The following is a 25842-nucleotide window of genomic DNA, read 5'->3' as shown; positions in this document are numbered from 1 at the left end:
GCCGTGACCGCCGGCGGGCAGATCTACGGTCGCGGCGGCGACGGCGGCTCCGGAGGTGTCGGCGGCGCTGGCGTCCCCGGGGTGGACGGCACTGGCGGCGGCACCGGCGGCGACGGCGGACATGGCGGCTACGCCGGGCTGATCGGCGACGCCGGCGCCGGCGGCAACGGCGGCGCCGGCGGCACCGGCGGCGACGGGAACAACGCCATCTTCCCCCTCGGCAACGGCGGCAACGGCGGCAACGGCGGCCTCGGCGGTCGAGGCGGCGCTGGTGGGCAACTGTACGGTCTCGGCGGCGACGGCGGCATGGGCGGCGCCGGAGGCGTCGGCGGCGCCGGCGCCGGCGCCGGTCAGAGTGGCGACGGCGGCAACGGTGGTGCCGGTGGTGGAGGCGGCAACGCCGTGCTAATCGGTAGCGCCGGCGCCGCCGGCCACGGCGGCGCCGGAGGTATTGGAGGCGACACTAGCTCGGGCACAGCCGGCGACGCCGGCAATGGGGGTTCCGGAGGCACGGGCGGCGCTGGTGGGCGCCTCTTCGGCGATGGCGGCAAGGGCGGCGACGGCGGAGACGGCGGCGACGCCGGACTGGCAGTTACCGCTGGCGGTGGCGGCAGCGGCGGCTCCGCCACGGTCGGTGGAACCGGCGGAGACGGCGGCAGTGCCGGACTATTCGGCTACGGGGGTTCCGGCGGGTCCGGTGGGATCGGCGGCAAGGGTGTCTCAGGTGGCGGTCTCGGCGGTAACGGCGGTCATGGCGGCAGTGGCGGGTCGCTCTACGGCAATGGCGGCTCCGGCGGCAGCGGTGCGAGCGGCGGAAGCGGCGGCGACGGCGGCAGCGCCGGACTAATCGGCCACGGGGGTTCCGGCGGGGCCGGTGGGATCGGCGGCAAGGGTGTCTCAGGTGGCGGTCTCGGCGGTCATGGCGGTAACGGCGGTAACGGCGGCAGCGGCGGGTCGCTCTACGGCAATGGCGGCTCCGGCGGCAGCGGTGCGAACGGCGGAAGCGGCGGCGACGGCATCTCAAACGGCGATGCTGGTGCCGGTGGCGATGGAGGTACCGGTGGCAACGGCGGCAACGCCGGGCTACTTGGCAATGCCGGCGCCAGCGGCGCGGGGGGCAACGGCGGCGCCGGCGGCGGCCCGGAAATGCCTGGCAGCGGCGGTAACGGCGGCAACGGCGGAAACGGCGGCAACGGCGGAAGCGGCGGCAACGCCGGACTGCTATTCGGCGGCGTCTCCGGCGGCGGAAACGGCGGCAGTGGCGGCAATGGTGGACACGGTGGGGTGTTCGACAATGGCGGCAACGGCGGTACTGGCGGCATCGGCGGCAACGCCGGCAACGCCGGACTGCTCGGTGACGGCGCCCGTGGCGGCGATGGCGGCCACGGTGGCGGCGGTGGACCCGGAGCCTTTGGCGGAAACACCGGCACCGGTGGCGGTGCCGGCGCGGGAGGTAACGGCGGCATCGGCGGGCAGATATACGGCAATGGCGGAGCCGGCGGCGACGCCGGCGTTCCCGGGATCGGGGGCAACGGCGCCACCGGCGGCACGGGCGGTAACGCCCAGCTGATCGGCAACGGCGGCAACGGCGGTAACGGCTCGGGCGGCCAGCCCGGAGGCGCCGGAGGCAGGCGTGGGCAGCTGGACGGCCAGGATGGGCTGAGCGGGTTGACGTTGACGTAGCCGGTGGGCTCGCCGCCAATCGGTGCCGCCGTCGGAATCGGTACTAGGAAACGTCGACCCAATCTAGGGTCCGCTGCACCGCCTTGCGCCAGCCGGCGTATCCCGCGGTTCGCTGCTCGTCGTCCCACGTCGGCGTCCACCGCTTGTCCTCTTGCCAGTTGGCCCGCAGGTCGGAGGGATCGGCCCAGAAACCAACGGCCAAACCCGCCGCGTAGGCGGCACCCAATGCGGTGGTCTCGGCAACCACCGGGCGCACCACGTCCACGCCCAACACGTCTGCCTGGATCTGCATACATAAGTCGTTGCCGGTGATACCGCCATCGACCTTCAGTACCTCAAGGCGCACACCGGAATCCGCCTCCATGGCGTCCACCACGTCACGACTCTGGTAGCAGATCGCCTCCAGCGTCGCGCGGGCCAGGTGTGCGTTGGTGTTGAACCGCGACAGCCCGACGATCGCGCCGCGTGCATCGGATCGCCAATACGGGGCGAACAACCCGGAGAACGCCGGTACGAAATAGACCCCGCCGTTGTCGGCAACCTGACGCGCCAGCGACTCGCTCTGGGCCGCGCCGCTGATGATGCCCAGCTGATCGCGTAGCCATTGCACCGCCGACCCCGTCACCGCGATCGAACCCTCAAGTGCGTACACGGGTTTGGCGTCTCCGAATTGGTAACAAACGGTGGTCAGCAGGCCGTTTTTCGATCGCACGATCGTTTCGCCGGTGTTGAGCAGCAAGAAATTGCCGGTGCCATAGGTGTTTTTCGCCTCGCCTGCGGCCAGGCACACCTGACCGACCATAGCCGCATGCTGGTCGCCCAGGACTCCGGTAATGGGTACCTCGCCCCCGACGGGCCCGGAATCCACCGTGACACCGTAGGGCTGCAGCGGCGACGACGGCTCGATCGCGGGCAGCATCGCGCGTGGGATGGAGAAATAGGACAGCAGCTCGTCGTCCCAGTCCAGCGTCTCGAGGTTCATCAGCATGGTTCGGCTGGCATTGGTCACATCGGTGACGTGCACGCCACCGCGCGGGCCGCCCGTCAGATTCCACAACACCCAGGTATCCGGCGTGCCGAACAGAGCCTCGCCGCTTTCAGCGGCCGCGCGCACTCCATCGACGTTCTCCAAGATCCACTGCAACTTCCCGCCCGAGAAGTATGTGGCCGGAGGCAACCCGGCCTTACGGCGGATCACATCGCCGCGTCCGTCTCTGTCCAGCGCCGAAGCGATGCGATCGGTGCGGGTGTCCTGCCAGACGATCGCGTTGTAATACGGTCTTCCGGTACGCCGATTCCATACCAGCGTGGTCTCACGTTGGTTCGTAATGCCCAACGCCGCAATATCTTTCGACGAGAAGTTGGTCGTGTTCAGCACCGTTGTCAGCACCGAGGCGGTGCGCTCCCAGATCTCGACCGGATTGTGTTCAACCCACCCCGCGCGAGGCAGGACCTGCTCATGCTCGAGCTGGTGACGGGCCACCTCGGCACCGTCGTGATCAAAGATCATGCAGCGCGTGCTGGTGGTGCCCTGGTCGATTGCGGCTATGAATTCGGCCAACTGCTCTCCTACGAGGTGAGATCGGACACTGCTGCTACTTAATCGTCCATCATGGTTTACCCGAGACCTACTTGCGTAGTGGACGGTAAACCTGTTGCATCGGCTGTGTGGGCGAAGAGGTAAAGCGCACCACGTATAGCCGCGCACATCGGCGGGAATACCGGCGCAAGGTACGGCTGTGCTTAGACGTCTTCGAAACGATGCTTGCCGAGTCCAGCTTCGACGCCGACCAGCCGCTCACGGGCATGGAGATCGAATGCAACCTCGTCGACGCCGACTATCAGCCCGCCATGTCGAATCGGTACGTGCTCGACGCCATCGGGGATCCGGCCTACCAGACCGAATTGGGCGCTTACAACATCGAATTCAATGTGCCGCCCCGGCCGCTCCCAGGACACACCGGCCTCGACCTCGAGAAGGAAGTACGCGCCAGCCTCAACGATGCCGAGCGCAAAGCTAGCTCCAGCGGAGCTCACATCGTGATGATCGGCATCCTGCCCACGCTCATGCCGAAACATCTGACCCAGGGCTGGATGAGCGAATCAACACGGTACACCGCGCTCAACAAATCCATCTTCAGCGCACGCGGCGAATATATCCCTATCAACATCTCCGGCCCGGAACCACTGAGCTGGCAAGCCGCGTCCATCGCGCCCGAATCCGCCTGCACCAGCATGCAATTGCATCTGCAGGTAGCACCGGCGGATTTCGCCGCCAATTGGAACGCCGCCCAAGTGCTGGCCGGCCCACAGCTTGCGCTCGGCGCCAACTCGCCTTACTTCTTCGGCCACCGGCTATGGTCGGAAACCCGAATCGAATTGTTCACCCAATCCACCGACACCCGGCCCGAGGAACTCAAGACACAGGGAGTGCGACCCCGGGTCTGGTTCGGTGAACGGTGGATCACTTCGGTTCTCGATCTGTTTCAGGAGAACATCCGCTACTTCCCGTCGCTGCTACCCGAAGTGTCCGACGAGGACCCGGTCGCCGAATTGGCCGCCGGACGCACCCCTCAGCTGTCCGAATTGCGCCTCCACAACGGCACCGTGTACCGATGGAACCGGCCGGTGTACGACGTTGTGGACGGGCGCCCCCATCTACGGTTGGAGAATCGGGTGTTGCCGGCCGGACCGACCGTCGTTGACATGCTGGCGAATTCGGCCTTCTACTACGGCATGGCACACAGCCTGTCCCGAGCCGACCCACCGCTGTGGACAAGGATGAGTTTCGCTGCGGCACAGGCAAATTTCCTGACAGCGGCCAAGCAGGGTATTGATGCTCGGCTGGCCTGGCCGGGCCTGGGCGAGGTGACCGCTAGGGAACTGGTGTTGGGCACATTGCTGCCGCTGGCCCACGAAGGATTGCGGCGACGGGGTGTCGATGCTGAGGTACGCGACCGGTTTTTGGGCGTCATCCAGGGCCGCGCTCAGACCGGCCGCAACGGCGCGAGCTGGCAGGTATCCACCGTGCAGACCCTGGAAGACCGCGGACTGAGCCGGCCCGCAGCGCTGGCGGAGATGCTGCGCCGCTACTGCGAACACATGCACGCGAACGAACCGGTCCATACTTGGCCCCTCTAACCGTGAGTAGGTTGGGAGACATGTCACCCGAACTACTGGACTGGGACGAGGTCTATAAGGGGCAGGGCGCCTTTGCAGGTCCACCGCCGTGGAATATCGGTGAGCCACAGCCCGAGCTGGCCGCGTTGATCGCGGCCGGAAAGGTCCGCAGCGACGTGCTGGATGCCGGATGCGGGTTCGCTGAATTGTCGTTGGCGCTGGCCGCCGACGGCTATACCGTGGTGGGCATCGATATCACGCCCACGGCCATTGCGGCGGCCACCAAGGCGGCGCGGGAGCGTGGGTTGACCACGGCCAGCTTTGAGCAGGCTGACATCACTGAATTTTCCGGCTATGACGGACGCTTTTCCACGGTGATCGACAGCACGCTGTTTCACTCGCTGCCAGTGGAAGGACGCGATGGCTATCTGCGTTCGGTGCACCGTGCCGCGGCCCCGGGCGCCAGCTACTTCGTGCTGGTATTCGCCAAGGGCGCCTTTCCCGCAGAGATGGAAACCAAGCCCAATGAAGTCGACGAGGACGAGTTGCGCGCGGCGGTCAGCAAGTACTGGGAGATCGACGAGATCCGGCCGGCATATATCCACGCCAAGGTTCCCGAGATTCCACCGCAGGCACCCGGCGCGCCGGCCGTCGAATTTCCGCCGCACGACCGCGACGAGAGGGGCTGGATCAAGCTCCCCGCCTACCTGCTGACGGCGCACAAGGCCGACTGAAACCGGCAGCTGCAACGAAATCAACGGCGTTACACTGCCTTACAGCGGAGCTGGCCCACAAGAACAAGCCCGCGACGTTGAATCCGGCATTCCCGATGCCCAATACGACGCAGCTCAGTGCGAGGGGCACTGTGTCTATGCTGCCGAAGCCCGAGCCGTTACGGGGCCCGGCGTCGAACGCGCTCACCACACCGGCCAGCCCTGACGTCTCAGAGCCGAAAGAGGCTGGTGCCGAAACCAACTCGCCCGCCAGCCCGTCCCAAGCCGCCGCCGCTGCCAGCATTGAGACCGGCCCTGCATCCGTGAATACCATGTCGCGAGAGGCTATGTGACTCGGCGCTCTCTATGGCGGGACAAAGCTACCCCACACCAGTGTCATGGGTTCACGATTGATTCGCATCGCGTTCTTCCGGAGTGAGGGGCGCAACGGCATTGTCCCGCTTACATTTTGGAATGTCGGCGACTCAACATGGCGAATGGGCGCCAGACGCGCGGGTCCAACGGAGGCGGTTCGGGCTCTACTCGCACCCCGCCAACCTAAAACAAGCCCTAGCACGAAGGCCGGCGAGCGGCACCCATGCCGAGCCGCCGAATGTCACGCCAGCGTGACGCACCGTGGCCACCGTCACTCTGACGTGACGCTCGGGTGGCGGCGACCTCAATCGGAGGTCGCCGCGGTCGCTTCGATTAGCGCTTCCGCGAAGGCCTCCAAGTCTTGTGCGGTGGTGTCCACGTGCGGCGAGATCCGCAGCACCGGACCAGTGAGCTGCAGGGGCGCTCGCTGTATTCCCGCGCAGGTGGTCACGATCCGCCGCTCCGTCAGCAGCCAGTCCCGCACCGCTGCGGGTTCGGCTCCGTCGGTCGGAGTCATGGTGGTAATCGCGCTGGGTTCTGCGACCTCTTCGACCACTCGCCAGCCGTCGAGGTCGGCCAGCACGGTGCGGGCAAGGCCGCCCAGCTCTGCCAGGCGTGCTCGCACCGACTCGGGCCCGCACGCCAGGTGTTCGCCCAACGCCACCGAGTATCCGACGCGTGCCGCGACATTGGCTTCGCCGAATCCGAGTTGTTCGGCAACCGACAAGGATTCCGGGGCCCAATCCGGCGCTGGAAGCCTTGGCGTCAATCGCTCCATCAGTTTGGGTCGCACGGCCAGGACCCCGACACCGCGCGGCCCGGCCATCCATTTGCGTGACGACGAATAGGTGACGTCAGCACCCACCGCGCAGTCCACCTGTCCCAGGGCCTGGGCAGCGTCAACGACCAGAGGCAGTCCCAGTTCATCGCAGAGTTTCGCCACCAGCGCCAGCGGTTGCACGGTGCCGCAATGACTGGCTACCGGAGTCAGGTGCACGAAGTCCGGCGGGTCGTCGTCCAGCTGGAACGCCGCGTCGTCGAGGGCCAACCTGCCGTCGTCGAGGGTCGGCAGCGGACGCGCGGTGAATCCATGTGCGGCCATCATGGCCAGGTTGGGACCGTATTCGCCCGGCAGGCAGGCCACCGTCCGGCCTTCCCCGGGCCAGCTCCCCAGCAGCAGATCGAGCGCGTGTAGCGAGCCCGTGGTGAACACCACCTCCGCATCGGGCATGCCGCACAACGTCGCAACCGCGGCTCGTCCAGCCTCGAGCACCGGTGTGGCAGCGTCGGCGGCGACGTAGCCGCCGACCTCGGACTCATGCAGCGCATGCTGGGCCGTGGCCTGCAGTACCGCGAAGCTCTGGCGCGAGCATGCCGCGCTGTCCAGATGCAGCCCGGCAACGGGCGGGCGGGGTGCCCGCCACCGGTCCGCCAGGGTGTCGCCTTGGCGCTCTGCACCGTCGCCGGCGCGCCTCACTTGGTGGCCAGCGACAAACCGAAGTCTCCGGCGTCGTCGGTCCACCAACGGATGCGCCGCAGTCCGGCCCCGGCCAGCTCGGCACCCACCGCGTCCGGCCGGAACTTACACGAGACTTCGGTGAGCACCTCCTCGCCGGCGGCGAAGTCGACGGTCAGATCCAGCGCACCAACCCGCACTCGCTGGCGACGGTCGACCCGCAACCACATTTCGATCCGCTCCTCATCGGCATTCCAGCGTGCCACATGCCGATACGCGTCGACGTCGAAATCCGCGTCGAGTTCCCGGTTGATCACGGCCAACACATTGCGGTTGAACCGCGCCGTCACGCCGGCGGCATCGTCGTAGGCCCGCACCAGCCGACCGGCGTCCTTGACCAGGTCGGTACCCAACAACAGACCGTCCCCCGGACGCATCACCCCGGCCAACGTCGCGAGAAATTCCGCACGCGGCCCGGGTGTGAGGTTGCCGATCGTCGACCCCAAGAACACGAACAGCCGACGCCCGCCGGCGGGAATCTCGTTCAGATGTTCCTCGAAATCGCCGCAGACGGCCTTGATTTCGACGCCTGCGTATTCGCGCTGAATCGCACTCGCGGTCGCCGACAGCACGCTGGCATCGACGTCGAACGGCACGAATCGGCGCAGCGAACCGCGGTCGCGCAGCGCATCCAGCAGCATCCGGGTCTTTTCCGAGGTGCCGCTGCCCAGCTCAACCAGGGTGTCGGCGGCGCTAGCCGTTGCAATTTCGGCCGACCGGGCACGCAGGATCGCGGCCTCAGCGCGTGTCGGGTAATACTCCGGCAACCTGGTGATCTGGTCGAACAGATCACTGCCCACCGAGTCGTAGAACCACTTGGGCGGCAACGATTTCGGTTCCTGCTGTAGGCCTTCGAACACGTCGCGGCGCAACGCGTGGTACGCGGAGTCCTCGGCGAGATGGTTGGACAGCGACAGTGTCATCGGGCTCCCTTCGGGTGGTCGAGTGCGGTCAGCTTGACACCATCCGCGGAGACTTCCACAAGGTGGCGGTCCGGCACGTCTTCCCAATCCGGGTCGTCGTCGTAAGGTTCGCTGGCCAGTACCACACCGTCCTCGCGGCGCAGGATGCACAAGGTGTCACCCCAGGTGGTAGCGACAAGCCGGGAACCGTTGGCCGCCAGTATGTTTAGCCGGGCAAGCGGGTCGGCTGCCCCCAGCTCGATGATCGTGTCGCCCAGCGCGTCCATCCCGCGGTCGAAGATAGTGGCTGCCAACATTGCGCTGTCGCAAACTGATTCGGCCCTGGCACCAATAGCGCTCGCCGGCAACAGCGCGCGATCGACCAGACCGTTGTGCGACAACAGCCAGTGACCGTCTGTGAACGGCGCGGCCGCACTGACTTCGATCGGCATGCCGACGGTCGCCGAACGCACGGCCGCTACCACGCAGTGGCTGCGCAGGGCCGGCGCGACCGATTCGAACGAAGTCTCCCCCCACAACGGCGCCGAGCTGCGCCAGCGCCTAGGCACGTCACCTCCCGAAGAGGCGTCGAAAAACCCGACACCCCAGCCGTCGGCGTTCATCAACCCGTGCTTCTGCCGACGCGGGGCATACGACTGCACCCGCAGGCCCTGCGGCGGCTCCAGTACGAGCGAGGAAAGCGTGACCTCGGCCCCGAGCCATCCCAAGTGACGGCACATCAGGTGGCGTCCTCAACCGACCAGGCCAGGCGAACACCGGAAAAAATTTGACGACGGTACGGGTGATCCCAGTTTCGGAAGCTGGGCCGCAGTATGGCCGGCTCCACCGCCCACGATCCACCGCGCAGCACCCGGTAATCGCCGTCAAAGAATGGCTGCGAATAGCGCTCGTAGATCATCGGGACGAACCCGGGCCAGGGGCGCAGCGGTGAGCTGGTCCATTCCCAAACATCGCCGAGCATCTGCTCGGCCCCATACGCCGAAGCTCCGGCCGGGTAGGCGCCAACGGTCGCGGGCCGCAACCCCGCGCCACCCAGGTTGGCGTGCGCGTCCGACGGCTGCGCATCACCCCACGGGTAGCGACGCCTGGTGTTGGTCGACGGATCCCACGCGCAGGCCTTCTCCCATTCCACCTCGGTGGGCAGCCGGGCACCGGCCCACGCCGCATACGCCTCGGCCTCGAAGTAGCTGACATGCTGCACCGGCTCATCGGCGGGAAGGTCCTCGACATGGCCGAACCGGGTACGCATGCGCGCGTCGGAACTCCAGAACTGCGGCGCGGTCAGACCCGCGGCCTGGCGGTGCTGCCAGCCACGGGTGGACCACCACCGCGGCTGCGTGTAGCCGCCGTCAGAGATGAAGTCTTGCCACTCGCCGTTGGTGACCGGCACCCGGCCAATCCGGAATGCCGGCACGTCCACGACGTGAGCGGGACGTTCGTTGTCCAACGAGTACGGCTCGCTCGCCGCGTCCACGCCCAGCACGAACGGGCCGCCGGGCACCAACACCGAGGTGCCCGCCACTCCCGGCCGACCGGGGGGCAGGGCCGAGGTCTCACGCAACAGCGGCGGGCCGGAACGCAGATTCAATGCTTGCAGCATGGTCTCGTCGTGCTGGTTTTCGTGGCTGATGACCAGCGCGAATTCGAAGTCGCCGGCATCTTCGGGCAACGCGTCGAGCGCGTCCAGCGCGGCGGAGCGCACCGTCAGGCAATACGACCGGGCCCGCTCCGGTGACAGCAGCGGCAAATCGATCCGGCTCGCGCGGGAATGCTCGAACGCGTCATAGAGACCTTCGACGGCCAGCGGTAACAACCCGGGCCGACCCGGATCCCCGCCGCGTAGCAGCCACAACTCTTCCTGCTGCCCGATGTGCGCCAGGTCCCACACCAGAGGGCTCATCAACGGGTCGTACTGCCGACAAAGCTCGGCGTCGTCGAAATCGACCAGGCGCAACGTCCGCTCGCGCGCCCGCTCCAGGTCGCACGCAACCCTTTCCCGTGAGGTCACGACCCCCCTTGCGCTAGCCGTGCGAGCCGCGAAACTGTAGCCGCAATGCCATATTCGAACACCCGGTCGGAGAAATCGTCCGCGGGACATCGGCCTTGCTCGACGCGTTGCATCAAGCGTTGCATCGGGTCGGTCAGTTCGGGCGGCATTCGCCGCGCGGCGATGGCCAGACATCGGTTGGCCGCCGTGTAGAGACGTCTGTCGTCCAATCCGATCCGGGCGGCGATATCCCAGGCCGTGGCAACCGGCGCGACTGCTTCGGCCGCCAGGTCGGCCGCATCCGGATCGTCGAGCAACGTCACCAGGGTGAACACCACGGCGGGCCACACGGCGTCAGGCAGGCTGTCGAGGTAACGGACTTCCAGCCACTGCCGTGGTCGCACCGGAGGGAACAGTGTGGTCAGGTGGTATTCCAGGTCCGCGGCGGTAGGGCGGCGATCGCCGAGCGGAACCAAGCCGTCGACCCAGTCGGTGAAGGGCACGTGGTGCGTGACCGCAAACGTGTCTTGGCCGTCCGGGCTGCGCACCATCATCACCGGCGCCTTCAGGGCGTACCTCGCCCAGTCCGTACCTGGGTCGTCGCCGCTGGCACCGAGAATTGGCCCGCAGCGCGCCGAGTCCATCTGGCCCCACACCCGCTGCCGGGTGGACTGCCAGCCGGAAAACTCGCCGGTCAGCATGGGGGAGTTGGCCGCAATCGCGATCATCGTCGGCCCCAGAGCATGCGCGAGCCGCACCCGCGCCGCCCAGCCGGGTTGCGGTCCGGCGTCCAGATTGACCTGGATTGACGCCGTCGATGTCATCATCGCCGCGCCCGCGGCGCCGCTGTGGCTAGCCGCGAAGAACTGCTCCATGGCGCGATAACGCGCACCCGGATTGACCCGCAACTGCGGCCGCAGGGGGTCCGCTCCCAGAAAGACCAAGCCCAGCCCGGCGTTGGAGAACGCCGATCGCAGCACCGTCTGGTCGCGGTTCATGGCATCGATCGCCGGCACAACGCCGTCGACAGGCGGACCGGACAATTCCACGGCGCCGCCGGGTTCTACGCTGACCACGCTCCCGCCTGGTAACGGGCTTAGCCACTCGAGGACATCGGTGATTTCATCCCAGCTCGGCCTGCGAAACGGATCGGCCGGGTCGAAGCAGTGCGCCTCCATTTCCAGACCGACGCGCCCCAGCGGGCCGTCGACGAGGCAGCCGTCTGCGATATACTGCGCCGCCGCCGACGAATCGACTATCTCCGCTTCGAGCGGACGAACGCGATCCAGTTGCGCGGCCGCGGCTGTGATGGCGGCGAACGTCATATCACGATCCCTCCGGGCGCAGCCTCTGCGCGGCTATCGGGAACGATAACCGCCAACACTTCATCTTCCAGATCGCACCGACATATTCCCGAACGTAGTGGCCGCACGGGGTAGACGAATACCCAAATTCCCGCCCACTACGTAGCCCAGTTACTGGCCCAGAGTGTTCTGCATCGCGCCAGCCAGCACGTTCACCGCGGGACCGGCGTTGCCCGACTGGCAGACCTTGGCCTGCAGCAACACATTTTCGCGCAGCCGGGTTTGATCGAAGCAGCGACGATCGGTGCCCGCCTCCTGCTTGGTCCACGCCATATCGGTGCCGGTCGCCGGTCCACCGGCGAACGACCACACCTGGGTGATTCCGTTGTCCAAGTGCATCGCGGTGGTCTGCCCTGAGCAACCCACGGTCCGGTCGACAACACGGTGGAAGGCCCGGTCGGCGGCGTCTGCGGTAGCGAACACCCCAACCGCCTGCTTGACGTAGTGGGTTTGGTCGGTGGCCGACGTCTGCGTGGTGGCTCCGTTGAACGACGCGAGGTCGGGATCGTTGTACACCTCGGGCAGCCCGATGTCCGCCCAGTTGTTGCACACCGGCTCGTCGACCCAAAACGCCTGGAAGGGCTCGGTGAACACCGACTCCCACCCCATTGGGCCGCCGACGATATTGCCGACCGATCCTCTGCCTAGGACCGCGTAGTTCACCACTCCCGGCTCCGACGGGTTCGCAGCGGCGACCGGCACTGCGAGCATTCCGGCGATACCCAGGCCGCAGCTCAACGCCGCGACGGTGACGCGCATCGTCATGGCCCGATCATGCCAGGCGCGACGAACGTCGAGTTGTCAGGCCGAAATGCGTCGTCCAAACCGCCCAACAACTCGACGTTGGATGCCTAGCTCAGATTGGCCCGAACCCCCTCCTCGACTTTCTTGCCAAGATCGGCGTCTACGTTGCGCCAGTACTCGAACACCCGTGACAGCACCGGCTCGTTCACGCCCTTGGAGACATGTCCAACGATGTTGTGCACCAAGCGTTCCCGGGCGGCATCGTCGAGAACTTCGCGCACCAAGGTGCCGGCCTGTCCCCAATCGTCGTCCTCGGCCCGCAGCGTGTACGCGGTCCGGACCATCTCACCGTCGGCGTACCAGCGCACCTCGGCGGCGCGTGCCGGGTCGGCTTGCGGGCCACCGTAGGAGTTGGGCGCATAGACCGGATCCGAGACGTTGTGGATGCGCATTGCCCCGTCTTTGGAGTAGCTGTGCACCTCTACTTTCGGCGTATTGACCGGTATCTGCTTGTAATTGGTTCCTAGCCGGGCACGGTGTGCATCGGCGTAGGAGAAGCCGCGAGCCAGCAACATCTTGTCGGGGCTCAATCCGGTGCCCGGCACGATGTTGTTGGGCTCGAAGGCGGCCTGCTCGATCTCCGTGTGGTAGTCGGTGACGTTGCGGTCCAGCGTCAGCTTGCCGACATCGATCAACGGATAGTCGCCGTGCGGCCACACTTTGGTCAGATCGAACGGGTTGAAGCGGTAGGTCTTGGCCTCCTCGAACGGCATGATCTGCATCTTGAGCGTCCAGCTCGGAAACTCACCACGCTCAATGGCCTCGTAGAGATCGCGCAGGTGGTAGTCACCGTCTTCGCCGGCCAGGCGGTCGGCCTCCTCCTGTGTCAGGAAGTCGACGCCCTGATCGGTCTTGAAGTGGTACTTCACCCAGAAGACCTCGCCGCCGGAGTTGATCCAGCTGTAGGCGTGGCTGCTGTAGCCGTTCATGTGCCGCCAGCTCTTGGGGATGCCCCGATCACCCATTAGCCACGTCACCTGATGCGCCGACTCGGGCGAGAGAGTCCAGAAGTCCCACTGCATGTTGTGGTCGCGCAGATTGGTTGCGGCCATGCGCTTCTGCGACCGGATGAAGTGCTGGAACTTCAGCGGATCGCGTACGAAGAAGATCGGCGTGTTGTTGCCGACCATGTCGAAGTTGCCCTCCGACGTATAGAACTTCAGCGCGAAACCGCGCGGATCCCGCCAGGTGTCTGGGCTGCCACGCTCACCGGCGACGGTGGAGAACCGGATCAGTGTGTCGGTCTTGGTACCCGGCTGAAAAACCGCGGCGCTGGTGTACTTGCTGACGTCGTTGGTCACCTCGAAGTGGCCGAACGCGCCGCCGCCCTTGGCGTGCGGTTGACGTTCCGGGATGCGTTCCCGGTTGAACATCGCCATCTGCTCGATGAGGTAGTGGTCCTGCAGCAGAATCGGGCCGTCGGGTCCGATGGACAACGATTGGTCGTCACTTGGTGCGGGGCCGCCGCCGTCAGTGGTGGTGTAGCGTTTCGTCATTCGCTATCTCCTCCTTGCCGAATAAGGTTAGGTATCAAGCGCTTTCAGCGCGCTACCGCGCAGCAGGCATCCCGCGGCAGAGCCCAGGCACGTGATCACCCGACACAGCGGTCACGCCAACCAGTATCCGCCTTTTCTGGAACGAGTCGAGAAACGGATGAAAGTCCAGCCGCTAGCGTCCGGGAGGACTAGTGGGGAGTGTTGCAGGACCCGATGTCGGCGGTGGAAGAGGAACGGGACCACCGGGACCGCCCACCCCAGGCGGCGGTGGGCCGGGCAGGAAGCCAGGACCGATACCCGCAGGGGGAGGTCCTCCCTGGAACCAGTACCACCCGGCCCCCGGGCCGGGGCCTCCAGGACCGCCAGTTCGGAAAATGCCGTAGTGGTGGCGGTGGTGATGGCACTTGCCGCCGCCGGCCACTATGGCGCCGGCGAAGAATATCGTCGACACGATGAAAACGATCCCGGCGATGATCACCACCCATGCTGCGACCCGGTAGAGCCGGGCCGGCTTCTCCCATGCCGGCGGCGGCGGAGGCGGAGCTGTTGCGACGGGGGCTGGGGTTTCCGGTGTTTCGCTCATATCTTTGAATATCCGCTCAGGCCGGCATAACCGTAAAGGGTTCCGACGACAAAGTTGTCATGAATTGACGTAGCCCGGTGCTCTGCTGAACACCGGGCTCGTAGGTGTGGGTGCGCTACCGACCGGGTGTCGGCGAGGGCGCGATCGATGGCGCCACCGACGTCGGCACCTGCCCGGGTCCGGCCGGCCCGGTACCAGGATTGACCGCCGGCGCCCCACTGTTTGGAAGACGGTGCATCATCCCATGCTTGAAGTGATGCCGGTGGTGATGGCCGCCGCCGTGCCCGGTGAGCATGCCCAGCCGGAAGCCGGTGAAGAAGATGACCGAGACGATGAACACGATCCCGGCGACGATGGCTACCCAGGCTGCAGCTTTGAAGACTTTGGGGATCTGGTACGCCGGTGGGACTGCCGGCGGCGGTGGGGCTACTGCGGTAGAAGTTTCACTCATGAGACGCATGATGCCTGGGCAAACAATAGTCGCGGCTATGCGTTACTTATGTAGCAGCTGTGAGCTAAGGACCCTATTCCGGCTTGAACGGGTTGACCGCGAACTGAATCACCCGGTAGGGCGCGCTGGCACGCGGATCGGTGTTATTCCACTGGCTGACGAAAATCCGTAGCTCATCAAGCGTGGATCCGGGCGAAATGTAGCCTCCGTACGGCTGCGCGAGCCGGTTGTCGTACGGTGGCGGCAGGCTGTCCGCCGGGTCGGGCCAGTCGTCGTGTTGCACCACCGTGGTCACCGGCGCGTCACCCAGCAACGTAGGGTCGTTCGCCACCCGAACTTCCATGTCGCCGGTGCTGGCGTTGAAATACGACAGCACGGTCTGGCCGTCGATCTGTCGGATGCTCATCTCGCCCACCTGGTCGGGCCACAGCGGTGTCGGTGGCTTGTTCCATCCGCCGTTGGGGCCGGCCGCCCAGCCCTGCCAGCGGGAGCGGTCGGTGAACGTTTCCGGAGTCGCCCGGTAGAGCACCACTGGTTCTCTACGGGTGAAGCTGTTGGCCACGATGTACACCCAGCCACTCTGCGAATCCGGTTTGGGCACGGGGTCGTAGTACCCGCTGATCTGCGTCTGACGGGCTCCCTGGTAGGAGGCCTCGCGCCGTGATCCCGGAACGGTCTGCCAGCCGCCGCGCGCCGGTTCGGCAACCACTAGCCGCGAGTTCAACGGCTCCAGGTCTTTCGTCGTTGCCACCATCAGATAGTTGCGCCGGTTGATCTGCACCACCCCGGCGGGCAGCTGCGAATCCCCCGGCGGCGTGGGATCGGCCAGCAACGGCTTGCTCACACCGGTGACGCCGGTGTAGCGCACTCCGGCAGGGTCGTCGACCGACTCGGTGTCGACGTGCAACGCGACCGGCGAGTACCAGCCACCGAATCCGACGCCCTGACCGGCGAAGCTGTCGCCGCAGACCTGCAGCAGTTGGCTGGGGAATTCGACGAACTCGCACAAGTCGGTGGCGCCGATGCCGTAATCCCCGGTGGGCGTTCCGGTACCGGCCGTCGGGCCGATCCGCAATACCTGACCTGGCGCCAGTGGCTGCAGGATCGGCTCCGGCGCGGGCGCCGCTGGATCGGCGTGTGCGGTCCAAGACGCACCCCAAACAAATTGGGGCACAACCAAACACAACAAGACCGCGGTATGCCCGCGGATCACAATTCAGAAGCCAGCAGTTCGGCGATCTGAATAGTGTTCAGCGCCGCCCCCTTGCGCAAGTTGTCCCCCGAAACGAACAACGCCAGGCCACGCCCGTCGGGGACTCCGGGGTCCTGGCGGATGCGGCCGACCAGTGATTCGTCGACTCCGGCGGCGGCCAGCGGTGTAGGTACATCGACGAGTTTCACGCCGGGGGCTCCGTCGAGAAGTTCGCGGGCCCACTCCGGCGAGAGCGGCCGGGCGAATTCGGCATTGATCGACAGCGAGTGGCCGGTGAACACCGGGACCCGCACACAGGTGCCGCTGACCAACAGGTCGGGAATGCCGAGGATCTTGCGGCTCTCGTGCCGCAGCTTCTGGTCCTCGTCGGTTTCGCCGGAGTCGTCGTCGACCAGCGATCCGGCTAGTGGCACGACGTTAAATGCAATCGGCGCAACGTATTTGCTTGGCGCCGGGAAATCCAGAGCGTCGCCATCATGCACCAGCTGCTCGGCGTCGCCGATGACAGCACGCGCCTGCGTGGCCAATTCGTCCACCCCGGCCAGGCCGCTGCCCGACACCGCCTGATAAGTCGACACAACGATCCGCACCAGTTGGGCCTCGTCGTGCAGCACCTTCAGCACCGGCATGGCGGCCATGGTGGTGCAGTTCGGGTTGGCGATGATGCCTTTGGGTCGCTTGGCGGCGTCGCGCTGGAAGTTCACCTCCGACACCACCAACGGCACGTCCGGGTCTTTGCGCCACGCCGACGAGTTGTCGATCACCGTCACTCCGGCCGCGGCGAACCGCGGCGCCTGCACCCTCGACATCGACGCGCCGGCGGAGAATAACGCGATGTCCAGCCCTCTCGGGTCGGCGGTTTCGGCGTCTTCGACCTCGATCTCTTGGCCGCGGAAGGTCAGCTTGCGACCCTGGGAGCGGGCCGAGGCGAAGAACCGCACGGATTCGGCCGGAAAGTCGCGCTCGTCGAGCAGGGTGCGCATCACCTGGCCCACCTGTCCGGTGGCCCCGACTATCCCTATTGACAAGCCTGTTGACGCACCCATTTACCGCCCCGTCCCCGCATACACCGTCGCCTCCTCCTCGCCACCGAGACCGAACGCCTCATGCAACGCGACGACGGCCTTGTCCAGTTCGGTGTCACGGCACAACACCGAGATGCGGATCTCGGAAGTTGAGATCAGCTCGATGTTGACCCCGACCGCGGCGAGCGCCTCACAGAACGTCGCCGTAACCCCGGGATGGCTGCGCATGCCCGCCCCGATCAGCGACACCTTGCCGATGTGGTCGTCGTAGAGCAGTTGGGTGAAGCCGATCTCGTTCCTGAGCGCGTCCAGCTTGGCCACCGCGGTGGGCCCGCTGTCGCGGGAGCAGGTGAAGGTGATGTCGGTCTTGCCGTCCTCGACCTTGGAGACGTTCTGCAGCACCATGTCGATATTCACGTCGGCGTCGGCGACAGCGCGAAACACCTTGGCGGCGTACCCCGGTATGTCGGGGAGCCCGACAACGGTCACCTTGGCCTCGCTGCGGTCGTGCGCGACTCCGGTCAGGATGGGGTCTTCCATGGCTATGTCCTTGATTGATCCGACGACGATGGTGCCTGGTTTGTCCGAGTACGACGATCGGACATGCACCGGAATGTTGTGACGGCGTGCGTATTCCACGCAACGCAGCATCAGCACCTTGGCGCCGCAGGCCGCCATCTCGAGCATTTCCTCGAAAGTCACCGTGTCCAACTTGCGTGCGTTGTGCACGATTCGTGGGTCTGCGCTGAAGATGCCGTCCACATCGGTGTAGATCTCGCAGACGTCGGCGCCCAGGGCCGCGGCCATGGCGACCGCCGTGGTGTCCGACCCCCCGCGCCCCAGGGTGGTGACGTCGCGGGTGTCCTGGCTGACGCCTTGGAAACCGGCGACCAACACGATCCGGCCTTCGTCGAGCGCCGTTCGCAGACGTCCGGGGGTGACGTCGATGATCTTCGCGTTGCCGTGAGTGCCCGTAGTAATCACGCCGGCTTGCGAACCGGTGAATGACCGGGCATGCGCGCCCAGCGATTCGATTGCCATGGCTACCAACGCGTTGGAGATGCGTTCGCCGGCGGTCAGCAGCATGTCCAATTCCCGGGGCGGTGGGGCTGGGCATACTTGCTGAGCCAGGTCCAGCAGGTCATCGGTGGTGTCGCCCATCGCCGAGACGACTACGACGACGTCGTTGCCCTGCTTTTTGGTCTCGACAATGCGCTCAGCGACGCGGCGGATCCGGTCGGCATCGGCCACCGAGGATCCGCCGTACTTCTGCACGACGAGCGCCACTGAATCCCTTCCCGGCTTGGCGATAAGTCCACAACAGAATACGTTGTGGCCGAGTGTGGGTTCTAAGCACGGAAACTGCGACGAAACCGTCCATAAGCCCACGCTCGGCGGCTCAGACCGCGGGTTTTGGTCGAGGCGCCACTAGCGGTAGAGTTCAGCACGTGCAGCGGGTGCTCCTCCTCGGACGCCGCGACGGGGTCTGATCCAGACCGGCTTCCCGTCGCGGGTCGTTCGCGATGCGCCGGTCTGAGGTTCCTTCTAACTTCCCCGGAGCAACTACCGTGACAATTTCCGATTCACCCGACGCCTATCGGTCAGCCCGCACCATTGTGAAACCCGCGGGCCCACCCAGACCCGGTCAGCCCGTCTGGAATCCCCAGCGGGGTACCTCGATGCCGGTCAACCGGTACCGGCCATTCGCCGATGAGGTCGAGCCCATCCGGCTCGCCGACCGTACCTGGCCCGACCGGGTCATCGGCCGCGCGCCCCTGTGGTGCGCGGTCGATCTGCGCGACGGCAACCAAGCGCTGATCGATCCGATGAGCCCGGCCCGCAAGCGCCGCATGTTCGACCTGCTGGTCCGCATGGGCTACAAGGAGATCGAGGTCGGGTTCCCGTCGGCGAGCCAAACCGACTTCGACTTCGTCCGCGAGATCATCGAGCAGGGCGCCATTCCCGACGACGTCACCATCCAGGTGCTGACCCAATGCCGCCCCGAGCTGATCGAGCGCACCTTCGCGGCGTGTTCGGGTGCAGCCCGAGCAATCGTGCACTTCTACAACTCGACGTCGATCCTGCAGCGCCGCGTGGTCTTTCGAGCCGACCGCACCGCCGTACAGGCCATCGCGGTGGATGGGGCGCGCAAGTGTGTCGAGGAGGCCGCGAAATATCCGGACACGCGGTGGCGGTTCGAGTACTCGCCGGAGTCCTATACCGGCACCGAGCTCGAGTACGCCAAGCAGGTGTGCGACGCCGTCGGCGAAGTCATCCAACCGACGCCGGACAACCCGATCATCTTCAACCTGCCCGCCACCGTCGAGATGGCAACCCCCAACGTCTACGCCGACTCCATCGAATGGATGAGCCGCAACCTGGCCAACCGCGAGTCGGTCATCCTGAGCCTGCATCCGCACAACGACCGCGGAACCGCCGTCGCCGCAGCCGAATTGGGCTACCAGGCCGGCGCCGACCGGATCGAGGGCTGCCTGTTCGGCAACGGCGAGCGAACCGGCAACGTGTGCCTGGTAACGCTGGGCATGAACCTGTTTTCCCGCGGCGTGGACCCGCAGATCGACTTCTCCAATATCGACGAGATCCGGCGCACGGTGGAGTACTGCAATCAGCTGCCGGTGCATGAGCGTCACCCCTACGGCGGGGACCTGGTCTATACCGCGTTCTCGGGTAGCCACCAGGACGCCATCAACAAGGGCCTGGACGCGATGAAGTTCGACGCCGACGCCGCCGACACCGACGTGGACGACATGCTCTGGCAGGTGCCCTATCTGCCGATCGACCCCAAGGACGTCGGGCGCACCTACGAGGCGGTGATCCGGGTCAACTCGCAGTCCGGCAAGGGCGGGGTGGCATACATCATGAAGGCGGACTACGGCCTGGCCCTGCCGCGACGGCTGCAGATCGAGTTCTCCCGCGTGATCCAAGAGATCGCAGAGGGCACGGCGGGCGAGGGGGGTGAGGTCTCGCCGAAGGAGATGTGGGATGCGTTCGCCGAGGAGTACCTGGCCCCGGTGTGGCCGCTGGAGCGCATGAAGCAGCATGTCGATGCGTCCGACGAGGACGGCGGCACTACCAGCATCAAGGCGACCGTCAAGGTCAACGGGGTCGAGACCGAGATCAGCGGTTCGGGCAACGGCCCGTTGGCTGCGTTCGTCCATGCGCTTGGCGGCGTCGGGTTCGACGTGGCGGTCCTGGATTACTCCGAACACGCGATGAGTTCCGGCGACGATGCTCAGGCGGCTGCTTACGTTGAGGTTTCGGTAGCCGTGCCGATCGCGAGCGCGGCGGAGCCGGGCGAAGCGGGTCGGCACGCAGACAGCCCCGTGCCGATCGCGGGCGCGGCGGAGCCGGGCGAAGCGGGTCGGCGCGCAGACAGCCCCGTGCCGATCGCGAGCGCGGCGGAGCCGGGCGAAGCGGGGCGGCCCGCAGACAGCCCCGCGCCGATCGCGAGCGCGGCGGAGCCGGGCGAAGCGGGTCGGCACGCAGACAGCCCCCGCCGAACGGTGTGGGGCGTGGGCATTGCGCCGTCGATCACTACCGCGTCGCTGCGCGCCGTCGTTTCAGCGGTCAATCGGGCCAGCAATGGACGGTGAGAACGCCGATACCGGAGCGGGGTCAGGCGCAGGGGAAGTCGCGCCGCGGACACCCGCGCCAGGCACGTGGGCGGCTGACAGTGCTAAGCCTCGAAAAACACGCGCAGTAATCGGTCGACCAGCCCGGCCGGGTTATCGGCACCGGGAATCGTGAGGTTGCTGAACGCATATCCGTTGAGCAGGCGGCTCAGCTCGTCCATTTGTTGGGCCGTTGGCGTGAAACCCGCCGCCTCGATGATGAGCGTGGCGGACTTCACCGCAGCGGCCTGTAGGTCCTTCAAGAATGGCAGCAGCTCGGGCCGCCGCGTGCCCTCCATGAACAGCTCGAACCGCGCCAGCGTGAAACGACGAAACTGCTCATCAGGATCGGAGAGCAGCCGCGTCATGAGCGTCTTGACGCCGTCGCGGGTGAGCGATCCGATCCCGGCCCGCAACGCCTCGACGCGTTGCCAATGCAGATCCACGGTGCGGGCTGCCGTGGCTTCGAGCAGGGCCTGGCGTGTCCGGTAGTAGTTCGATGTGGTGCCCGGAGGTAGACCCGCCCGGTCATCGACCTGGCGATGCGTCAGACCCCCGACGCCCGTGTCGGCGAGTATGCCGATGGCGGCGTCGAGGATCTGAAGGCGACGTTCGGGATTTGAGGGCATCAGTATTTGTAGCGCAGCCGCCAGAACAGCGTGAGAAACACCGGGTAGAGCACGAGCAGCAAGAAGTAGCTGAACCACATCGGGAACCAGGTCACGACCGAGGTGTCCATGATCACGTAGGAGCAGTACACGTGTAGCGGCACGCTGCCCGCGATGTAGACGACCGATCCCGTGAACAGCGCCCGATGCCGATTATTGGCGAACGCAATGCGGCGCCACACCAGGATGCCGGTAATGCCCGCGTATGTCATCGGGATGAGCAGGATCCTGTCGTTGGTCACTGTCACCACGTGTTGGAGGGTAAGCGCGTCGCCGAAGATCACCCGATAGACGTGCATTGCGACGCCAAGCGAAATGGTCAGCAGGGCCGCTTGACGGAAGAAGTAGCCATGTTTGCGGTAGGTCGTCCACCAGGAATCCTGGTCTACTACGTTCGTAGTGCTAATCATGCTGCCCAACGCTGCCACTACTACTGTAGTAGTGCAAGTTAGAAAAGCGCGAACTGCTCGTCGACCAGGGTGGCGTCGGCGAACTCCTCCATGCTTCTGCCACCGATTACCGAACCGACACGGTCCATGAACAGCGCGTCGGAAACCACGGGTACCCCTAGCTGCAATGCGTGGTAGCCCTTGCCCTGCTCGGGGGTGGCGTCGTTGCAGACCACCAGGGAGGTGTCGCGGTCGACTGCATCGGTGTAGGCCAGCCCGGCGTGCAGGATCCGCTCGACGAGTTCGTCGTGTGTGCGTGCCACCTCGGCGGCCAGCGCCACCCGCATTCCCTGGACCAGGGGCCTGCCCGTCACATAGCGGCCCGGGTTGAGATACGGGCAGGGCATCCGGGAGGCCAGCGCCTTCAGCGGTCGCAACTCGTCGTGGGTCACCCGACCGTTGGGCCACCGCCGCCGGGTCACCGGATGCACCGGCAGCCAGACGTCACGTTCGCGAGCGCGCCCGAGGGAAGCTGCCAGGATGCCGGTCAACACTCGCGCGTCGTCGAACGCATCGTGCGGCCGTTCCTGGGTCACGCCCCAATGTGCGGCCAGGGTCTCCAGGCGCAGATTGTCGATGCCGAGCTCTAGCCGTCGGGCCAGCTCAACCGTGCACATGACGGTATCGACCGGAAGTTCCGCTTGAGCGAACTCCGCTTCCGCAGCCAGAAAGGCATAGTCGAACGCGACATTGTGCGCCACCAGCGTGCGGCCACGCAGCACCTCCACGACGTCGCCGACGATGTCGGCGAATTGCGGCTGATCTTCCAGCATGGCGGCGGTCAGGCCGTGCACGTGGGTGGGGCCGGGGTCCACGCCGGGATTGAGCAGGCTGACCACGGATTGCTCCACCCGGCCGGCGGCGTCCAGGCCGAGTACGGCAAGACTGATGATCCTGGCCTGACCGGGGCGAAAGCCGGAGGTCTCGACATCGATCACGGCCCAACCCTCGTCCGGGTGACTGGCTGGCCGTCCCCAGATGTGGCTCACACGATGAGGATGACATGTCCAACCGACATCTCCGGCGCCGCCGCGCATCGTGTCGGCAGTTGAACTAAATGAGGTGACCGCAGCCCTCGCCTTTAAACTGCCCGGGTGGTTACCGCCCGCGCACGCCTGGCCCTCGCCGCGGGGGCGAGTGCGCGCTGGGCGTCGCGGGTCACCGGTCGTGGGGCCGGGGCCATGATCGGCGGACTGGTCGCGATGACCCTGGACCGCTCCGTGCTGCGTCAGCTCGGGGCGGGCCGGCGAACGGTCATCGTCACCGGTACCAACGGCAAGTCGACTACCACTCGGATGACAGCGACCGCCCTGGGCACCTTGGGGCCGGTGGCCACCAACGCCGAAGGCGCCAATATGGATGCCGGCCTGGTGGCCGCGCTGGCCGCTGATCGCCGGGCCGCGCTAGCGGCGCTTGAGGTCGACGAGATGCACGTACCGCACGTCTCAGATGCGGTTGAACCGAGCGTCATCGTCTTACTCAACCTGTCACGCGACCAGCTGGACCGGGTCGGCGAGATCAACGTCATCGAACGCACGCTGCGGGCCGGGTTGGCCAGACATCCCAATGCCGTCGTGGTAGCCAACTGCGACGACGTGCTGATGACCTCGGCTGCCTACGACAGCCCGAAGGTGGTGTGGGTGGCCGCGGGCGGCGCGTGGTCGAGCGACTCGGTCAGCTGCCCCCGCAGTGGCGAGGTCATCGTCCGCGACCGGGGCCACTGGTATAGCACCGGCGCCGACTTCAAGCGCCCCAGTCCGCATTGGTGGTTCGACGCCGACACCCTTTACGGGCCCGACGGTCTGGCCCTACCGATGCAGCTGGCGCTGCCTGGCGCGGTCAATCGCGGCAACGCCGCCCAGGCAGTCGCCGCGGCCGTCACGCTGGGCGCTGACCCGACATTGGCGGTTGCGGCCGCCTCCGGGGTCGACGAAGTCGCCGGGCGCTACCGGACCGTCCGCATTGGCGCGCACGAAGCACGGATCCTGCTGGCCAAGAACCCGGCCGGCTGGCAGGAAGCGCTGTCCATGGTGGACAAGCACGCGGCCGGTGTGGTCATCTCGGTCAATGGGCAGGTGCCCGACGGCGAGGACCTGTCGTGGTTGTGGGACGTGCGGTTTGAACACTTCGAAGAGACTCCGGTGGTGGCCGCCGGGGAACGCGGCACCGACCTGGCCGTTCGCCTGGGCTATGCCGGTGTGCAGCACACCCTGGTGCACGACACCATCGCGGCCATCGCATCCTGCCCACCCGGGCGGGTTGAGGTCGTCGCCAACTACACCGCGTTCCTGCAGCTGCAACGAGCATTGGAACGACATGGCTGAATCGAGCGTGCGGATCGGGCTGGTGCTGCCCGACGTGATGGGCACCTACGGCGACGGTGGCAACGCCGTGGTGCTGCGCCAACGGCTCTTGCTAAGGGGAATCGCCGCCGAGATCGTCGAGATCACGCTGGCCGATCCGGTGCCGGACTCACTTGACCTCTACACGCTGGGCGGCGCCGAAGACTACGCACAGCGGTTGGCCACCCGGCACCTCATTCGATACCCCGGGTTGCAGCGCGCGGCCGAACGTGGCGCACCCGTGCTGGCAATCTGTGCGGCCATTCAGGTGCTCGGGCACTGGTACGAGACGTCGTCGGGCGAACGGGTTGACGGCGTCGGCCTGCTGGATGTGACTACCGCACCGCAAGATGCACGCACCATCGGCGAGGTAATTAGCAAGCCGTTGCTGGCCGGCCTGAAGGCGCGATTGACCGGCTTCGAGAACCACCGAGGCGGCACCGTCCTCGGCTCGGCGGCGTCGCCACTGGGAGCGGTGGTCAAGGGCGCGGGCAACCGGGCAGGTGACGGCTTTGACGGCGCGGTTCAGGGCAGCATGGTCGCGACCTATATGCACGGGCCGTGCCTGGCCCGCAACCCGGAGCTTGCGGACCTGCTGCTGACCAAGGTGGTGGGGTCGTTGCCGCCGTTGGATCTGCCCGAGGTGGACTTGTTACGCCGCGAGCGACTAGCGGTGCGCTAGGGCCTCGCGCACGCGCTGCAGGACATCCTCCGGCCTGTCCTCGGCGATCACTCGGATAACGATCCAACCCAGTTGCTCCAGCTTGCGTAGCCGCCACTGGTCGTGCGCATATTGGCGGCGGTCGCTGCGATGGTGATCCCCGTCATATTCGACGGCCACCTTCAATTCCTCCCAGCCCATGTCGAGGACGGCCACCGATCGCCAGTTCGCGTTCACCGGAATCTGCGTCTCCGGAGCCGGCAATCCGCCGTCGACGAGCAACAGACGCAGCCATGTCTCCTTGGGTGACGCCGCACCGCCGTCGACAAGCGGCAACACCGAACGCAGCCGCTTCAGACCCCTCGCACCTGCGTGGCGCTTGCCGAGGAGCATCACGTCTTCGGTCGAAAATGGGGTTGCCCTCATCAGCGCGTCGAGCCGCGCCAAAGCCTGACCACGTGGCAGATGCCTACCGAGGTCGTATGCGGTACGCGTCAGTGTGGTGACGGGCAGCCCGGCGACCTGGGTGATCTCGTCGTCGCGCAAGGTTTCGTGACGCACGACGAGACCTTGAGGCGGCCTGGTGTTGGACCAGATCAACTCGATCGGGGTGTCGTCGTCGACCCACCGCGCGCCATGCAGCGCCGAAGCGGCGACGCCGGCGATGACACCCCGTCGCCCAGACCACAACCATGCCCCGGCCGTGCGGTCTCGCAATGACATGTCATGTCGCTTCGGGGCGTAAACCCCTGGATACACCGGGCGGTACCACCGTTGCAGCTCGTGCCGAGTCACATCACCGGTACCGACGAACACCGCCGCCACACCGGAATGTTG

The 25842-nt window shown here is 66.3% G+C and carries 23 protein-coding genes and 1 pseudogene; 6 read left to right on the top strand and 18 right to left on the bottom strand.

Annotation, left to right across the window (positions count from 1 at the left end; translation table 11 throughout):
- Positions 1-1683 (top strand): hypothetical protein (locus tag MSIMFI_RS28900; protein ID WP_191496773.1); only part of this gene is annotated, 1683 nt, incomplete at its 5' end.
- Between the two features lie 43 nt (positions 1684-1726).
- On the opposite strand, the gene glpK is transcribed toward MSIMFI_RS28900, so the two are convergent.
- Complete coding sequence (glpK, locus tag MSIMFI_RS07710) at positions 1727-3244, bottom strand: glycerol kinase GlpK (RefSeq protein ID WP_191496772.1); 1518 nt, start codon at positions 3242-3244, stop codon at positions 1727-1729.
- Positions 3245-3351: 107 nt separating this feature from the next.
- Between glpK and MSIMFI_RS07705 the strand changes: the two genes are divergently transcribed.
- Together MSIMFI_RS07705 and MSIMFI_RS07700 are read left to right on the top strand one after the other, a co-directional pair.
- Positions 3352-4824, top strand: coding sequence for a glutamate--cysteine ligase (locus tag MSIMFI_RS07705; RefSeq protein ID WP_191496771.1), 1473 nt, complete (start codon positions 3352-3354; stop codon positions 4822-4824).
- Between the two features lie 20 nt (positions 4825-4844).
- On the top strand, positions 4845-5537 hold the full coding sequence (locus MSIMFI_RS07700) for a class I SAM-dependent methyltransferase (protein WP_191496770.1): 693 nt from the start codon (positions 4845-4847) through the stop codon (positions 5535-5537).
- 190 nt (positions 5538-5727) lie between these two features.
- Here the strand turns inward: MSIMFI_RS07700 and MSIMFI_RS29975 are convergent.
- From MSIMFI_RS29975 to MSIMFI_RS07635, 13 genes and pseudogenes are all read right to left on the bottom strand, one after another.
- Positions 5728-5850 (bottom strand): annotated as a pseudogene (locus MSIMFI_RS29975) (PPE domain-containing protein); the annotation flags it as partial.
- Between the two features lie 345 nt (positions 5851-6195).
- Complete coding sequence (egtE, locus tag MSIMFI_RS07690; RefSeq protein WP_191496768.1) at positions 6196-7368, bottom strand: ergothioneine biosynthesis PLP-dependent enzyme EgtE; 1173 nt, start codon at positions 7366-7368, stop codon at positions 6196-6198.
- On the bottom strand, positions 7365-8330 hold the full coding sequence (gene egtD / locus MSIMFI_RS07685; protein ID WP_191496767.1) for an L-histidine N(alpha)-methyltransferase: 966 nt from the start codon (positions 8328-8330) through the stop codon (positions 7365-7367). Before egtD ends, egtE begins: the two co-directional genes overlap by 4 nt.
- Complete coding sequence (egtC, locus tag MSIMFI_RS07680) at positions 8327-9049, bottom strand: ergothioneine biosynthesis protein EgtC (RefSeq protein ID WP_191496766.1); 723 nt, start codon at positions 9047-9049, stop codon at positions 8327-8329. The genes egtD and egtC overlap by 4 nt, the downstream gene beginning before the upstream one ends.
- Positions 9049-10338: an ergothioneine biosynthesis protein EgtB gene (gene egtB, locus MSIMFI_RS07675; RefSeq protein WP_191496765.1), complete on the bottom strand. Its 1290-nt coding sequence runs from the start codon at positions 10336-10338 to the stop codon at positions 9049-9051. The genes egtC and egtB overlap by 1 nt, the downstream gene beginning before the upstream one ends.
- The gene (egtA, locus tag MSIMFI_RS07670) at positions 10335-11642 is read right to left on the bottom strand and encodes an ergothioneine biosynthesis glutamate--cysteine ligase EgtA (protein WP_191496764.1); all 1308 of its coding nucleotides are present in this window, start codon (positions 11640-11642) and stop codon (positions 10335-10337) included. Before egtA ends, egtB begins: the two co-directional genes overlap by 4 nt.
- Positions 11643-11792: 150 nt before the next feature.
- Positions 11793-12440 (bottom strand): sensor domain-containing protein, encoded by a 648-nt coding sequence (locus MSIMFI_RS07665; RefSeq protein WP_191498072.1) that lies wholly within the window; start codon positions 12438-12440, stop codon positions 11793-11795.
- 92 nt (positions 12441-12532) lie between these two features.
- Positions 12533-13981 (bottom strand): catalase, encoded by a 1449-nt coding sequence (locus MSIMFI_RS07660; protein WP_191496763.1) that lies wholly within the window; start codon positions 13979-13981, stop codon positions 12533-12535.
- Positions 13982-14153: 172 nt separating this feature from the next.
- The gene (locus tag MSIMFI_RS07655; RefSeq protein WP_191496762.1) at positions 14154-14564 is read right to left on the bottom strand and encodes a hypothetical protein; all 411 of its coding nucleotides are present in this window, start codon (positions 14562-14564) and stop codon (positions 14154-14156) included.
- Positions 14565-14679: 115 nt separating this feature from the next.
- A complete protein-coding gene (locus MSIMFI_RS07650) occupies positions 14680-15024 on the bottom strand; it encodes a hypothetical protein (protein WP_191496761.1) in 345 nt (114 codons plus the stop codon).
- A gap of 64 nt (positions 15025-15088) precedes the next feature.
- Positions 15089-16201, bottom strand: a complete 1113-nt coding sequence (locus MSIMFI_RS07645) for a DUF4185 domain-containing protein (protein WP_396820164.1) — start codon at positions 16199-16201, stop codon at positions 15089-15091.
- Positions 16202-16224: 23 nt separating this feature from the next.
- Positions 16225-17274 (bottom strand): aspartate-semialdehyde dehydrogenase, encoded by a 1050-nt coding sequence (locus MSIMFI_RS07640; protein ID WP_191496760.1) that lies wholly within the window; start codon positions 17272-17274, stop codon positions 16225-16227.
- Entirely contained in the window at positions 17275-18540 is a 1266-nt protein-coding gene (locus MSIMFI_RS07635; protein WP_191496759.1) for an aspartate kinase, read from the bottom strand.
- Between the two features lie 281 nt (positions 18541-18821).
- Here MSIMFI_RS07635 and leuA point away from each other — a divergent pair, with 281 nt between their 5' ends.
- Positions 18822-20867, top strand: coding sequence for a 2-isopropylmalate synthase (leuA, locus tag MSIMFI_RS07630; protein ID WP_191496758.1), 2046 nt, complete (start codon positions 18822-18824; stop codon positions 20865-20867).
- An 83-nt stretch (positions 20868-20950) separates the two neighbouring features.
- On the opposite strand, the gene MSIMFI_RS07625 is transcribed toward leuA, so the two are convergent.
- The 3 genes from MSIMFI_RS07625 to MSIMFI_RS07615 are packed head-to-tail and all read right to left on the bottom strand — an operon-like array spanning position 20951 to position 22991.
- Complete coding sequence (locus MSIMFI_RS07625) at positions 20951-21514, bottom strand: TetR/AcrR family transcriptional regulator (RefSeq protein WP_191496757.1); 564 nt, start codon at positions 21512-21514, stop codon at positions 20951-20953.
- On the bottom strand, positions 21514-21963 hold the full coding sequence (locus MSIMFI_RS07620) for a hypothetical protein (protein WP_186245188.1): 450 nt from the start codon (positions 21961-21963) through the stop codon (positions 21514-21516). Before MSIMFI_RS07620 ends, MSIMFI_RS07625 begins: the two co-directional genes overlap by 1 nt.
- Positions 21964-22001: 38 nt before the next feature.
- On the bottom strand, positions 22002-22991 hold the full coding sequence (locus MSIMFI_RS07615; protein WP_191496756.1) for a DEDDh family exonuclease: 990 nt from the start codon (positions 22989-22991) through the stop codon (positions 22002-22004).
- A 105-nt stretch (positions 22992-23096) separates the two neighbouring features.
- On the opposite strand from MSIMFI_RS07615, the gene MSIMFI_RS07610 reads away from it, so the two are divergent.
- On the top strand, positions 23097-24326 hold the full coding sequence (locus tag MSIMFI_RS07610) for a Mur ligase family protein (protein WP_191496755.1): 1230 nt from the start codon (positions 23097-23099) through the stop codon (positions 24324-24326).
- On the top strand, positions 24319-25026 hold the full coding sequence (locus MSIMFI_RS07605) for a type 1 glutamine amidotransferase (RefSeq protein WP_191496754.1): 708 nt from the start codon (positions 24319-24321) through the stop codon (positions 25024-25026). Before MSIMFI_RS07610 ends, MSIMFI_RS07605 begins: the two co-directional genes overlap by 8 nt.
- Here the strand turns inward: MSIMFI_RS07605 and MSIMFI_RS07600 are convergent.
- The gene (locus MSIMFI_RS07600; protein WP_224770111.1) at positions 25012-25830 is read right to left on the bottom strand and encodes an endonuclease domain-containing protein; all 819 of its coding nucleotides are present in this window, start codon (positions 25828-25830) and stop codon (positions 25012-25014) included. The two genes, MSIMFI_RS07605 and MSIMFI_RS07600, sit on opposite strands and share 15 nt — an antisense overlap.
- Positions 25831-25842 lie beyond the last annotated feature (12 nt).

The organism is Mycobacterium simulans, from assembly GCF_900232995.1.
Classification (GTDB): domain Bacteria; phylum Actinomycetota; class Actinomycetes; order Mycobacteriales; family Mycobacteriaceae; genus Mycobacterium; species Mycobacterium simulans.
The sequence above is the reverse complement of the archived record's forward strand: the minus strand, read 5'-3'. Positions and strand labels throughout refer to the sequence as shown.